The 11,345-nt window shown below is 70.3% G+C and carries 12 protein-coding genes; 2 read left to right on the forward strand and 10 right to left on the reverse strand.

Going from position 1 to position 11,345, the window contains the following annotated elements; genetic code table 11:
• From ilvD to BGN97_RS02170, 4 genes are all read right to left on the reverse strand, one after another.
• Positions 1 to 1,466 (reverse strand): dihydroxy-acid dehydratase (ilvD, locus tag BGN97_RS02155; protein ID WP_292697625.1); only part of this gene is annotated, 1,466 nt, incomplete at its 3' end.
• Between the two features lie 9 nt (positions 1,467 to 1,475).
• A complete protein-coding gene (gene otsB / locus BGN97_RS02160) occupies positions 1,476 to 2,273 on the reverse strand; it encodes a trehalose-phosphatase (protein ID WP_292697626.1) in 798 nt (265 codons plus the stop codon).
• On the reverse strand, positions 2,270 to 3,691 hold the full coding sequence (locus tag BGN97_RS02165; protein WP_292697627.1) for a trehalose-6-phosphate synthase: 1,422 nt from the start codon (positions 3,689 to 3,691) through the stop codon (positions 2,270 to 2,272). Before BGN97_RS02165 ends, otsB begins: the two co-directional genes overlap by 4 nt.
• Positions 3,692 to 3,738: 47 nt before the next feature.
• Positions 3,739 to 4,959, reverse strand: a complete 1,221-nt coding sequence (locus tag BGN97_RS02170; protein WP_292697628.1) for an MFS transporter — start codon at positions 4,957 to 4,959, stop codon at positions 3,739 to 3,741.
• Positions 4,960 to 5,095: 136 nt separating this feature from the next.
• Here BGN97_RS02170 and BGN97_RS02175 point away from each other — a divergent pair, with 136 nt between their 5' ends.
• Positions 5,096 to 5,374: a hypothetical protein gene (locus BGN97_RS02175; RefSeq protein ID WP_285632922.1), complete on the forward strand. Its 279-nt coding sequence runs from the start codon at positions 5,096 to 5,098 to the stop codon at positions 5,372 to 5,374.
• 104 nt (positions 5,375 to 5,478) lie between these two features.
• On the opposite strand, the gene BGN97_RS02180 is transcribed toward BGN97_RS02175, so the two are convergent.
• From BGN97_RS02180 to BGN97_RS02190, 3 genes are read right to left on the reverse strand one after another with little or no spacing between them, the layout of a single operon-like run.
• The gene (locus tag BGN97_RS02180) at positions 5,479 to 6,657 is read right to left on the reverse strand and encodes an acetyl-CoA C-acetyltransferase (RefSeq protein WP_292697630.1); all 1,179 of its coding nucleotides are present in this window, start codon (positions 6,655 to 6,657) and stop codon (positions 5,479 to 5,481) included.
• On the reverse strand, positions 6,654 to 7,307 hold the full coding sequence (locus BGN97_RS02185; protein WP_292697632.1) for a CoA transferase subunit B: 654 nt from the start codon (positions 7,305 to 7,307) through the stop codon (positions 6,654 to 6,656). Before BGN97_RS02185 ends, BGN97_RS02180 begins: the two co-directional genes overlap by 4 nt.
• 1 nt (position 7,308) lies before the next feature.
• The gene (locus BGN97_RS02190) at positions 7,309 to 8,088 is read right to left on the reverse strand and encodes a CoA transferase subunit A (protein WP_292697634.1); all 780 of its coding nucleotides are present in this window, start codon (positions 8,086 to 8,088) and stop codon (positions 7,309 to 7,311) included.
• Between the two features lie 110 nt (positions 8,089 to 8,198).
• Between BGN97_RS02190 and BGN97_RS02195 the strand changes: the two genes are divergently transcribed.
• The gene (locus BGN97_RS02195; RefSeq protein WP_292697906.1) at positions 8,199 to 8,987 is read left to right on the forward strand and encodes an IclR family transcriptional regulator; all 789 of its coding nucleotides are present in this window, start codon (positions 8,199 to 8,201) and stop codon (positions 8,985 to 8,987) included.
• On the opposite strand, the gene BGN97_RS02200 is transcribed toward BGN97_RS02195, so the two are convergent.
• The 3 genes from BGN97_RS02200 to BGN97_RS02210 are packed head-to-tail and all read right to left on the reverse strand — an operon-like array spanning position 8,988 to position 11,328.
• The gene (locus BGN97_RS02200; protein WP_292697635.1) at positions 8,988 to 9,878 is read right to left on the reverse strand and encodes an alpha/beta hydrolase; all 891 of its coding nucleotides are present in this window, start codon (positions 9,876 to 9,878) and stop codon (positions 8,988 to 8,990) included. It lies immediately after the preceding gene.
• On the reverse strand, positions 9,878 to 10,630 hold the full coding sequence (locus tag BGN97_RS02205; RefSeq protein ID WP_292697637.1) for a 3-hydroxybutyrate dehydrogenase: 753 nt from the start codon (positions 10,628 to 10,630) through the stop codon (positions 9,878 to 9,880). The genes BGN97_RS02200 and BGN97_RS02205 overlap by 1 nt, the downstream gene beginning before the upstream one ends.
• Positions 10,627 to 11,328: a TetR/AcrR family transcriptional regulator gene (locus tag BGN97_RS02210; protein ID WP_292697639.1), complete on the reverse strand. Its 702-nt coding sequence runs from the start codon at positions 11,326 to 11,328 to the stop codon at positions 10,627 to 10,629. The genes BGN97_RS02205 and BGN97_RS02210 overlap by 4 nt, the downstream gene beginning before the upstream one ends.
• Positions 11,329 to 11,345: the final 17 nt, after the last annotated feature.

The following is an 11,345-nucleotide window of genomic DNA, read 5'->3' on the forward strand; positions in this document are numbered from 1 at the left end:
AATCGTCCGTCCGTCAAGAGTAGTACATCTTTTCCGAGCCCCGCGCCCTTGATGGCTCCGGTGATCGCGAGCATCTCGCGCATGCCGGGTCCGCCCTTCGGGCCCTCGTAGCGGATGACCACCACGTCGCCGGCGTTGATCTCGCCCGCGGCGAGGGCGTCCATCGCGGCGCGCTCGCGCTCGAACACGCGGGCCGGGCCCTCGAAGACATCGGCGTCGAAGCCGGCCGACTTCACGACGGCGCCCTCGGGAGCCATCGAGCCGTGCAGGATCGTGATGCCGCCGGAGGTGTGGATCGGATTGTCGAAGGTGCGGATGACCTCGCCGTCGATCGGGTCCGGGTTCAGCTCGCGCAGGTTCTCCGCGACGGTCTTGCCGGTGACGGTCAGCGCGTCGCCGTGCAGCAGACCCTCGTCCAGCATGGCCTTCATGATCACGGGGATGCCGCCGTGACGGTCGACGTCGTTCATGACGTACTTCCCGAACGGCTTGAGGTCGCCCACGTGCGGGGTGCGGTCGCCGATGCGGTTGAAGTCGTGCAGGCTCAGCTCGACGCCCGCCTCGTTGGCGATGGCCAGCAGGTGCAGCACGACGTTGGTCGAACCGCCCAGGGCCATGGCGAGGGCGACGGCGTTCTCGAAGGACTCCTTCGTCAGGATGTCCTTGGTCGTGATGCCCTGGCGCAGCAGGTTGACCACGGCCTCGCCGGAGCGGTGCGCGAAGTAGTCGCGGCGGCGGTCGGCGGAGGGCGGCGCGGCGGAGCCGGGGAGGCTCAGGCCGAGGGCCTCGGCGACGGATGCCATTGTGTTGGCCGTGTACATGCCGCCGCACGCGCCCTCGCCCGGGGCGAACGCGCACTCGATGCGCTTGAGGTCCTCCTCGGTCATCCGGCCGGCGCGACACGCGCCGACGCCCTCGAACGAGTCGATGATGGTGATGTCCTTCTCGGTGCCGTCCGAGAGCTTCACCCAGCCCGGTGCGATGGAACCGGCATACAGGAACACGCTCGACAGGCCCAGACGGGCGCTCGCCATCAGCATGCCGGGGATGGACTTGTCGCAGCCGGCCAGCAGCACGGTGCCGTCCAGGCGCTCGGCCATGATGACCGTCTCGACGGAGTCGGCGATGACCTCGCGGCTCACCAGCGAGAAGTGCATGCCCTCGTGGCCCATCGAGATGCCGTCGGAGACGGAGATGGTGCCGAACTGCAGCGGGTATCCCCCGCCGGAGTGCACGCCCTCCTTGGCTCCCTGGGCGAGCCGGTCCAGGCTCAGGTTGCAGGGGGTGATCTCGTTCCAGCTGGACGCGATGCCGATCTGGGGCTTGTCCCAGTCCGCGTCGCCCATGCCCACGGCACGGAGCATGCCTCGGGACGTGGTCGCCTCGATGCCGTCGGTGACGACCCGGCTGCGGGGCTTGATGTCGATTTCAGCGGGCGCGCCGGAGGGAGCTTCTTGCGAGGACATGACGGAAGTCTATTCCCGACCGGCCGCGCGCTCTGTCGCGATGACGCCGAGGAGTTCGCCGATCTGCTGTGGGGATCCCACACGCAGAGTCGCCGAGGTCTCCCCCGGGCCGACCCGCACGCCCAGGTCGTCCTTCGTGAGCACGCGCAGCGCGTCCTCGTCGGTGACGTCGTCTCCGGCGAACAGGATCCCGGTGGCCCCGGTGCGGGCGCGCAGCGCGGTGATCGCCGCATCCTTGCCCTCGTGCCTGGAGGAGAACTCCAGGATGCGGTCGCCCGTGCGGCGGCGCCAGCGCGCCGCCCGGCGCGCCATCACCTCGTCGACCGCGGCGAACGCGGCGCGCTCCACGGCCGGATCCGCGGGACGGCCGTGGATGCCGACGCCGAAGGTCTTCCGCTCCAGCTCCACGCCCGGGTACTCCGTGAGCAGCGGCTCGAGCTCGTCGAACAGCGATTCGCGCAGGTCGCGCTCCTGCTCGCTCTCGGCGGCATCCGCCTCGCCCTCTCCCGGGAACCAGTACTGCGCACCGTGGGAGCCGGCGAGGATCACCGGCGAATCGTCGGAGTGCTCCGCGATCTCCCGCAGGTGCACGAGGCTCCGCCCGGATACGTAGGCCACCTCGGTGTCGGGCAGCACCGCCAGTCGCGCCACGGCATCCGCGATCTCCGGCAGGGCGCGCGCGCTCATCGGGTCGGCGACCAGGGGGGACGCCGTCCCGTCGAAGTCGAGGGCGACCAGCAGCACGGGCGTGCGGGCGATCGCGGTGACGGCCTCGTCGGGGCTGCCTGGTGTCCAGGTGCGGGTCATGCGGGCTCCTCCGGGTGGTGACGGTGCTGGGAGGCGTGCTCGAGCGCCTTCAGGAACGCCTGAGACCACGCCGTGACGTCGTGCTCGAGCACGCGCTTGCGCAGCGATCGCATCCGGCGGCTCTGCTCGGTGCGCGGCATCTCGATGGCCGCGACGATGGCATCCTTCACGCCCTCGATGTCGTGCGGGTTCACCCGCACCGCCTGTCGCAGCTCGTCGGCCGCGCCGGTGAACTCGCTGAGCACGAGCACGCCGCGGTTGTCGGCGCGGGTGGCGACGTACTCCTTCGCGACGAGGTTCATGCCGTCGCGCAGCGCCGTCACCAGCATCACGTCGGCGGCCAGGTACATCGCCACCATCTCCTCGCGGGGAAATCCCTGGTGCAGGTACCGGATCGCCGTGTGCCCGAGCGTGTCATGGTCCCCGTTGATCCGGCCGATGGCGAGCTCGACCTCGTCGCGCAGGTGCACGTAGGCGTCGACCCGCTCGCGGCTGGGGCTCGCCACCTGGATGAAGGCGACGTCCTCCACGGAGATCCTGCCCTGGTCGAGCAGTTCGCCGTAGGCCTTGATGCGGTGCCGGATGCCCTTCGTGTAGTCCAGCCGGTCCACACCCAGCAGGATGTGCTTCGGATTGCCGAGCCCCTCGCGGATCTCCACCGCGCGGGCTCGGATGTCGGCGCGCTGAGCGAGCTCGCGGTACGGCGTCGTGTCGATCGAGATCGGGTACGCCCTCGCATGGCTGCGGCGGCCGTCGGGCAGAGTGATGGCACTGGCCTTCGTCTCGAACCCCAGGCGGCGCTTGACCGCGGCGAGGAAGTTCGCTGCGTCCTGCGAACGCTGGAAGCCGATCACGTCGGCGCCGAGCAGGCCGCGCAGCACCTGATCCCGCCACGGCAGCTGCGCGTAGAGCCCGTGGGCGGGGAACGGGATGTGGTGGAAGTAGCCGATGGTCACGTCCGGACGCAGGTTGCGCACCATCTCGGGCACCAGCTGCAACTGGTAGTCGTGCACCCAGACGGTGCCGCCCTTCGCCACCGCGGCGGACGCGGCCTCGGCGAAGCGCAGATTCACCGAGACGTACGCCTCCCACCACTCGCGGTGGTACTGCGGCGGGGCGATCACGTCGTGGTACAGCGGCCAGATCGTGTCGTTGCTGAAGCCCTCGTAGTACTCCTGGATGTCGGCCTCGCTGAGCGCGACGGGGATCAGGCGGATGCCGTCGGCGTCGAACGGGGCGAGTTCGACATCCGGCATCCCCGCCCAGCCCACCCAGGCGCCATCCACGCTGCGCATCATGGGCTCGAGCGCCGCCACGAGCCCGCCGGGCGAGGTGCGCCAGATCTCCTCGCCGTCGGCTGTCTCGACCCGGTCGACCGGTAGCCGGTTGGCGACGACGACGAACTCTGCGGCTGCCATGTGGACTCCTCTGCTCGGTTCCTCCAGGCTACCGATCGCGGCGCGGCTCAGCGCCGGGCTGGCGTCATGAGCCGATTTGCGATACCGGTCGCGACGACGATGGCCGCGGCGATCAGGGGCATGACGAGTGCCGCTGCGGTGCCTGAGCCCTCGGCCAGTTCTCCGGTGATCGCCGCGGCGGCCGCCTGACCGACGACGACACCTGCGCCCAGCATGGTCATCACGGTGGCCGAGCGTCCGAGCGGGCTGCGCGCGGCCCCCAGGCTGTACAGCGTGACGAGCGTCGGCCCGACGCCGATGCCGAGGACCGCGAGGGCGACGGTCATCGTCGTGACATCGGATGCCGTGAGCACCAGCAGCGATCCCGCCAGCAGGATGCCGCCGAACACCAGCCAGCGCATGTGCAGCGTGAAGCGCGGCGGCAGCCAGGCCACGCCGAGCGCGAGGATCGCCGAGCCGATCCCCATCACGCCGTACAGCAGTCCGGCCTGCTCAGCGACGCCGCGATCGGCCATGAACGAGGTGAGGGCGGTGAGCATCGCCCCGAAGAACAGGCCGACGCCGAGGATCCCGAGCACCACCACCAGCAGCGTGGGGCGGAAGAGCTCCGACACGGCGGACGGCGCGGTGCCGTCCGCCGCTCGCGAGGCGGAGACGTGCCGCGCGGTGGGGTGCAGGGCGAACGCTCCGACGAACAGCAGAGTGAGGGCGGATGCCATCACCATCGGCGCCCAGGGGGCGATCAGCGAGGCGAGCGCGCCGACCAGGAACGGACCGAACACGAACACGGTCTCGTCGGCCGCGGACTCGTACGACATGGTCGCCGAGGTCGTGCGGGCGCGCCGCGGCTGCGGCATCCGCTCGTCGATGATGGTGACCAGCCGCGATCGCGACATGGGCGAGACCTGCGGTGCGGTGGCGCCGATCGCGAAAGCGGCGAGCAGCACGAAGCCCTGGTCGAGCGGGCTGTAAACGACGGCGGCGAAGGCTGCGAGCATGGCCGCGTTGAGCACGGCCGCGGCGACCAGCACCGGGCGCTGACCGTAGCGGTCGGCGGCAGCCCCGAGGAACGGGCCGATCAGCGCCGTGCCGATCCCGACGGCGGCGGAGGTGAGGCCGCCCAGGGACAGCGAGTCGCGGGCGCTGACCACGATGGTCAGGACGCCGACGACCATCATGGCGAACGGCAGTCGCGCGATGAACGCGATGAGGAAGTACGGAAGGCCGGCGAGGCGCAGCAGGCTCGGCGAGGTTTCGATCTGTGTCATGGCTCTCGGGCGCCGCATCGCGACGCCGGGTCGGGTGCCGCCGCTGTCCGCCGGGGAGCCGGCGGCCGGTAGATACACAGCTGTAACTGCTGTCAAGCCTAGCCGAGGAGGGATGTGCGTCGGCTAACGTGAAGCCATGCGGTATCTCTTCAGCACTGGACTCATCGGCGCCATCACGGCCGGAATGTCACTGCTGCGCGGCACCCGCGAGGCGCCGATCACATGGCGCGCCGTGCTCGCCTGGATCAGCTGGGGCATCACGCTCGCCCTCGCGATCGGCGCCGCGGTCGACATGCGCCGCGACGAGCGCGGGCTCTCGGTCGCCTACGACTCGCCGCTGGCGCCCAAGCAGACCAAGCGGGCGAAGAAGCAGCTCAAGGCGATCGAGAAGGCCGCCAAGGGCACCAAGCACTGAGCGCTGACACCCCGTCTTCTCGTCGACGCCCCGGGCTGTGGACGTCCATGACCCGGGGTGTCGATGATTTCACGGGGTGTCAGCGGAGATGCATCCGCTGAGCGTCAGCGCGTGAGGACCAGCGCCTCGCCCTGACCGCCGCCGCCGCAGAGGGCGGCCACAGCCGTGCCGGACCCGCGCTTGGCGAGCTCGTGCACGAGGTGCACGACCAGTCGCGTTCCGCTGGCGCCGATCGGATGCCCGATGGCGATGCCGCCGCCGTGCACGTTCACGATGTCACTGGACAGTCCGAGCTCCTGCTGGGATCGCGCGACCACGGCGCCGAACGCCTCGTTGATCTCGACCAGGTCGAGGTCGTCGGTCGTGATGCCCTGCTTGCCCAGGGCCTTCTCGATCGCGCGGGCCGGCTGCGCCTGCAGCGAGTTGTCCGGGCCCGCGGTCTGGCCGCTGGCGCCCACGACGGCGAGCACGGGCCAGCCCTTGGCCTCCGCGTTCTCGCGCGTGGTGACCACGACGGCCGCCGCTCCGTCCGAGATCTGCGATGAGTTGCCGGCTGTGATGGTGCCGCCCTCGGCGAACGCCGGGCGGAGCCCCGCGAGCGTCTCGACCGTGGTCTCGGGGCGAATGCCCTCGTCCCGGGTGAGCACGAGCGGGTCGCCCTTGCGCTGCGGGACCGTGACCGGCACGATCTCGGCGTCGAACGCGCCGTCGGCCTGACCTGCGGCGGCACGCTGGTGGGACAGCGCGGCGACCGCGTCCTGCAGCTCGCGGGTCATCTCGTAGCGCGGGTTCTGACGCTCGGTGGACGCTCCCATGCTCTCCTTGTCGTACGCGTCGGTGAGGCCGTCGTACGCCATGTGGTCGAGCACCTCGACCGTGCCGTAGGTCCAGCCGTCGCGGGAGCCCATCAGCAGATGCGGCGCGCGGGTCATGGATTCCATGCCTCCGGCGACCACCGTGGTGGCGTCGCCGGTGCGGATCATGCGGGCGGCGTCGATGATCGCGGTGAGCCCGGAGAGGCAGACCTTGTTGACCGAGCTGGCCGGGACGTCCCAGCCGATGCCGGCGCCGATCGCGGCCTGGCGTGCCGCGTTCTGCCCGGAGCCCGCCGCGAGGACCTGGCCCATGACCACGGCGTCGATGTCCGTCGGCGAGATGGCGGCCTGCTCGATGGCGCCGCGGATCGCGAACGAGCCGAGCTGCGGCGCGGTGAACGGCGCGAGCTGTCCCTTCAGTCGTCCCTGCGGGGTGCGCGCTGCGGCGACGATGACGATGTCGCTCATGAGTTCTCCTTCAGGTTCTCCGAGACCGTCAGCGGCGGTTCGGTGGCGTCGATGACCTCCTGCGCGCTCACGCCGGGTGCCGTCTCCACGAGCACGAGCCCGTCGGGCGTGACGTCGATGACCGCGAGGTCGGTGATGATGCGATGCACGACTCCCCTGCCGGTCAGCGGGAGCGTGCAGTCGTTCACGATCTTGGCGGAGCCGTCCTTGGCGACGTGCTCCATCAGGATGATCACGCGGCCGGCGCCGTGGACCAGGTCCATCGCGCCGCCGGGTCCCTTGACCATCTTGCCCGGGATCATCCAGTTGGCCAGGTCTCCGGTGGCGGAGACCTGCATCGCACCGAGGATGGCCGCGTCGATCTTGCCGCCGCGGATCATGCCGAAACTGGTCGCCGAGTCGAAGAACGCCGCTCCCGGCAGCAGCGTGACGGTCTCCTTGCCCGCGTTGATCAGGTCGGGGTCGACGTTCTCCTCGGTCGGGTACGGCCCGACGCCGAGGATGCCGTTCTCGGACTGCAGCACGACCGTCACGCCCTCGGGCACGTGGTTGGGGACCAGTGTGGGCAGGCCGATGCCGAGGTTGACGTACGAGCCGTCGGTGAGCTCCCGTGCGGCGCGGGCCGCCATCTCGTTCCGTGTGAGCGCCATGTCAGTCGCCTCCCTGTCCGGCGGCGACGGTGCGCCGTTCGATGCGCTTCTCGATGTCGGTCCCCACCTCGACGATCCGGTGCACGAAGACTCCGGGCAGGTGGATGCCGTCGGGGTCGAGCTCGCCGGGCTCGACGAGCTGCTCGACCTGAGCGATGCAGATGCGCCCGGCCATGGCGGCGAGCGGGTTGAAGTTGCGGGCGGCCTTGTTGAAGACGAGGTTGCCGTGCCGGTCGCCCTTCAGCGCGTGCACGAGGGCGAAGTCGGTGGTGATCGACTCCTCCAGCACGAACTCGCGCTCCGCGCCGTGGAAGTCGAACGAGCGGGTCTCTTTGACGGGAGAAGCGACCGCGATCGTCCCGTCGGCGTTGTAGCGACGCGGCAGCCCGCCCTCGGCGACCTGCGTGCCGACGCCGGTCTGCGTGAAGAACGCGGCGATGCCGGAGCCGCCGGCCCGCAGCTTCTCGGCCAGCGTGCCCTGCGGGGTGAGCTCCAGCTCCAGGTCGCCTTCGAGGAACTGCCGCTCGAACTCCTTGTTCTCGCCGACGTAGGACGAGGTCATCTTGCGGATGCGCCGTGCGCCGAGCAGCACGCCCAGGCCCCAGTCGTCCACACCGCAGTTGTTGCTGACCACGCTGAGGTCCTTCGTGCCCTGCGCGAGCAGCGCCTCGATGAGCAGCATCGGGTTGCCCGAGAGACCGAATCCTCCGACCGCGAGCGACGCTCCGTCGGGGATGTCGGCGACCGCCTCGGCCGCCGATGCGAACTGTTTGTCGATCACTGACCACTCCTTCGTGAATGTCCTCATCCAGCATCCGCCCGGCGCGACGGCGCCGGCAAGCCGATGCTTGCGATGTGGTCACGGATCCGGGTAGCGTCCACATTGTGGAATTGACGGCATCGGGGAGGCGCTCCGTCCCCGGCGCCCAGGCCATCGCCCGGGCCTCCGCCCTGCTGCGACTGGTGTCGGCGTCGGCGGACGGCGCGTCGCTGCAGCAGCTGGCGACGGATGCTTCGCTCAGCCGCTCGACCGCGCACAGGCTGCTCACCGCGCTGAAGGTCGAAGGGCTGGTCGATCAGGATCCGGTCACCTCGCGCTGGACGGCCGGTCCTGAGCTGTATCTGATGGGCACGGCCGCGGCGTCGCGCTACGACATCACGGAGATCTCCCGCGACATCGTGCGCTCCCTGGCAGTGAAGACCGAGGAGAGCGCGTTCCTGTCCACGCGACGGGCCGACGAGACGGTGTGCCTGATCCGCGAGGAGGGGTCGTTCCCGATCCGCTCCTTCGTGCTCAGCGAGGGCATCCGCTTTCCGCTCGGCGTCGCCAGCGCCGGCATCGCGATCCTGTCCTTCCTACCTGACCACGATGTGGATGCGTATCTCGAGCGCCATCCGGAGCTGGAGGGACGCTGGGGCGCGGCCCACGGCCCCGAGCCGCTGCGCAAGCGGCTCGCGGAGACGAAGGCCCGGGGGTACGCCGTGAATCCCGGTCTGATCGTGGAGGGCTCATGGGGCATCGGCGCCGCGGTCTTCGATCGCAAGGGTCGCCCCGAATGGGCGCTGAGTCTCACCGGCGCCGAGTTCCGCTTCGGCCCCGACCGGCTCCCCCACCTCGGCCGGACGCTGCTGGCGCACGCGCACCAGCTCTCCTCGCGGATCGCGGGCGCCCGGCGGTAGTCAGGCCCCCAGTTCGGCGACGATCAGCGGAGCCAGCGCGTCCGCCCCGCGCTCGGACATCACGACCGTGTAGTGGTTGAGGTCGTCCAGATGCACGTGACGCACCTGCGGGAACTCCGCCAGCACCTTCTGCAGGTGCGCGGGCGGGTAGAGCCCCGGCGTCTCGTTCTGCAGGCCGCGCGGCACGGTGATGAACAGGACCGGCTTCGACAGCGCTGCCAGTGCCTGCGGGAGCAGCGTGCCGACGTTCATGTCGCGGGTGTCGTCGGCCATCGAGCGATAGGTGGTCGCGGCGCGGAACGCGTCACCGTCCGGGACGAGGTCGTAGGCGATGTACCGCTCCAGCTCGTCGCTCCAGTCCTCGGCCAGCGCGGGATGATTCCGCCAGAACCGCTCGGTGTACTCCTGCACGCCCGACCAGCGCATCGAGAGGCGCTCGGCGACCGGTCCCAGCACGACCTGCACCGCCTGCTCCGGCTCGACGCCCGCAGGCAGATCCAGCGGGAAGCCGCCGTCGACGAGCACCAGGCGACGCACACGATCCGGATGCCTGTGCGCGAACGCGACCGCGACGAACGCGCCCATCGAATGCCCCACGACGGTCGTGGACCCGACGCTCACGGCATCCAGCACCGCCGCCATGTCGTCGGCGTGCGCCGCCATGCCCGCGGGCCCCTCGAGAGTGCTGCTCATCCCCCGCCCGCGCAGGTCCGGTGCGATGATCCGGACGCCGGGCATCCGCTCGACGACGAACGGCCAGGCCATGTGCGAGGACGTCACCCCGTGGATCAGCAGCGCCGTCGCGACCGTGTCCCCCTCCGGCTCCCAGATCGCGACGCGCAGGGCGCCGCCGGCGACGGGGACGTCGATGGTGCGGTAGGTGTGGGACATCAGCGAGCGCTCCATCCGCCGTCCATGGTGTACGACGCACCGGTCACCATGCCCGCGGCATCCGATGCCAGCCAGCCCGCGAGCGAGGCGACCTCGGTCGCCTCCACCAGCCGCTTGATCGCACTCTCGGTGAGCATGATCCTCTCCACCACCTCGCTCTCGGGGATGCCGTGCAGCCGCGCCTGGTCGGCGATCTGCTTCTCGACGAGCGGCGTGCGCACGTAGCCGGGGTTGATGCAGTTGCTGGTCACGCCGTGCGAGCCCCCCTCGAGCGCGGTCACCTTCGACAGGCCTTCCAGCCCGTGCTTGGCGGCGACGTACGCCGACTTGAACGCGCTGGCGCGCAGCCCGTGCACGCTGGAGATGTTGATGATCCGACCCCAGCCGCGCTCGTACATGCCCGGCAGCACGGCGCGGATCAGCAGGAACGGCGCTTCGAGCATGATCCGCTGGATCAGCCGGAAGGCGTCTGGATCGAACTCGGCGATCGGGCTCACCCGCTGGATGCCGGCGTTGTTCACGAGGATGTCGGCCTGCAGCTCGAGGGCATCGAGCGCTGAGGTGTCGGAGAGGTCGACGGCCCACGCCTCCCCGCCGATCTCGTCGGCGGCAGCAGCCGCAGCCTCGGCGTTCAGATCAGCGATGATCACGTGCGCTCCGCGGCCGGCGAACTCCTTGGCGCACGCCAGGCCGATGCCGCTCGCTCCCCCGGTGACGACGGCCCGCCTGTCGGCGAGGTCATGTTCGGTCATCCTGCTGCCCCCTCTTTCGTGGTCGGTGAGGTCGTGGTCGGCGAGGTCGTGGTGTCCGGGCGCAGCGCCCGGGTGATGAATGCGGTCATGCCGTCCAGCACGGCCGGGTCGATCTCGGCGGGCGGGCGCCCCTCGGCATCCGTCTCCCAGAGCAGATAGCGCATGCCGATCAGTTCGCCGGCGCCCATCAGCGCCCACGCGACCACCTCGGTGTCCAGCTCGGACGCCACCTCGCCGTCGCGCTGCGCGGCGGCGAGCCCGGCTCGGTAGCCGTCCACGATGCGCTCGTAATGCAGCTTGAGCATGGCGGGCGAGACGAACTCCGCTTCGCGGACGACCCGATACAGCGCGGGATGCTGCGCGGTGAAGCGGAAGAAGCCCTCGAACCCCCTCCGCTCGGCCTCGATGCGGTCCGCGGCACCTGCCATCGCCTCTGACATGGAGTGCCGGACGCGGCTGTTCAGGTCGACGACCAGGGCCTCGAAGATCGACTGCTTGCTGTCGAAGTACAGATAGAAGGTGCCCAGCGCGACCCCGGCATGCTCGGTGATCTTCACGATCGACGCCTCGTGATAGCCGAGATCGGCGAACACCTGCTCGGCCGCCTCCAGCAGGCGGCGGCGCGTCAGCTGACCGCGCTTGGTCAGCGGCCGTCCCGTCGCCGGGGAGACCGGCGGATCCTCAGTGGGCGTGATCATGTTCCTCCTTCAGAGGC

It is taken from the genome of Microbacterium sp. 69-10 (genome assembly GCF_001897945.1).
In the GTDB taxonomy this organism is placed as follows: domain Bacteria; phylum Actinomycetota; class Actinomycetes; order Actinomycetales; family Microbacteriaceae; genus Microbacterium.